This window comes from Actinoplanes rectilineatus (assembly GCF_000962825.1).
GTDB classification, from domain to species: domain Bacteria; phylum Actinomycetota; class Actinomycetes; order Mycobacteriales; family Micromonosporaceae; genus Actinoplanes; species Actinoplanes rectilineatus.
Genome location: NZ_JZKF01000202.1, coordinates 1 through 1,374 on the forward strand (window position 1 = coordinate 1; position 1,374 = coordinate 1,374).

The following is a 1,374-nucleotide window of genomic DNA, read 5'->3' on the forward strand; positions in this document are numbered from 1 at the left end:
TCCTTCTTCGGCGCGGTCTTCGGCTTCTGCTTCTGGACCGGCTTCGACGGCTTCGCCTTGGCGGGCTTCGGCTTCGGCTTCGGCTTGGGTTTCGGCTTCTTCTTGACCGGGGGCTTTCGTTTCTTCTTCGGGACCTTCGGCTTCTTCGGTTTCTTCTTCATCACGTCGCCGAGGTACTGGTGCCCTGATCGGGCCACTCGGACTGTCAGAGAGGTCATGTTCCGTGAGGATCTTTATCAGGCCCGGACCGGCACCAGATCCGCCGTCATAGCGACACTGCGTAACACCGCGATCGGCTGGCACCGCACCAACGGCGAAACCAACATCGCCCGTGCCGACCGACGCGCCGATCGCCGTTCAAAAGACCTCATCACGGCCGCGACCAGAAGCTACCCGAACACGCAATAGTCCTGGGATTTCATCCGTCGCCACTCATTCCTGCTCTCTCCAGGTGTATTCCTGAAGAAGTGAAGGGAAATCGTTGCCCTTGAGGAGAACCGTGAGGCCCATGTCTCGAGGAAGGATCGACCTTGTCGGCCATTCCACCCACTCACCCATCACCACGGCGCCCTGGGTCCCCTCGTCAGTGGACAAGGCGAGGTCGTAGAAGGTGTCGTCATGACCGATCGTCACGGTCGAGTAGGTGTCGTAGACACTGACGATGATGACATCATCGCCAGAGTCGTTCCACGTAAGACCGAAACAGTCGTCGCTCGGAAGTTCGCTCCAGACTCCGGGGAGCTCCGCCAGGGTGATCTCTCGAGTCCGGGACGGAGCAAACTCGTCAATAACTATCGTCGACATTCGCCATCCTACAAAATCCGGTCGGTCTTGTTCCAGATACCGATCAATCCATTTGGTCCGTACACATGCACTTCATCCAAGTCGAGCATTCTAGCGAACCCACGCATGCTGTTGCGACAAAAACTGCACGTGGCTCTGTCGGTGTACAGGAGACCGATGCCACCCTTGGCTCCGGCTTCCTTGGCCTGGTTGAACAGATGCCCCTCGGCATGGTCCTTGAAGGAAGGACCCATCAGGCGATGCCCCTTACCGGGGTAGAGACTGGCCCAAGCATTCTTGTGACTGCGCCCATGGAAGGTCTGGCCCGCGACGTCGAGACGCCCGAAGGTGTTCATCCTCGTCCACTTCCACGGTTTCCAGCCCTTTGCGATCTCCTCAGCACGAAGAGCATCCTCGTCGGCGACGGTCTGCACTCCGGCAGCTTCTCTGCGCTCTGCAACGTCGGCCGACGCCTCACAGAAGAATTCGTCGTTGTTGTGGACGAGGACCGGTTCGTCGCCGGCGATGACGTAGTACGTGTGGATCTCGGCGACGGTGAGGTCGCGCATGACCTTCGGGCCGGTGTGCTCG

General features: G+C 59.3%; 2 protein-coding genes and 1 pseudogene. 1 reads left to right on the forward strand and 2 read right to left on the reverse strand.

Annotated elements, in window-relative coordinates; all coding sequences use genetic code 11:
- Nucleotides 1-408, forward strand: a pseudogene (locus tag WH85_RS51435) (hypothetical protein); the annotation flags it as partial.
- Between the two features lie 24 nt (nucleotides 409-432).
- Here WH85_RS51435 and WH85_RS46075 read toward each other — a convergent pair.
- The gene (locus WH85_RS46075; protein WP_045748564.1) at nucleotides 433-804 is read right to left on the reverse strand and encodes a hypothetical protein; all 372 of its coding nucleotides are present in this window, start codon (nucleotides 802-804) and stop codon (nucleotides 433-435) included.
- An 8-nt stretch (nucleotides 805-812) separates the two neighbouring features.
- Nucleotides 813-1,374, reverse strand: a 562-nt coding sequence (locus WH85_RS46080) for a hypothetical protein (RefSeq protein WP_211275663.1), incomplete at its 5' end; no start/stop codon positions are given.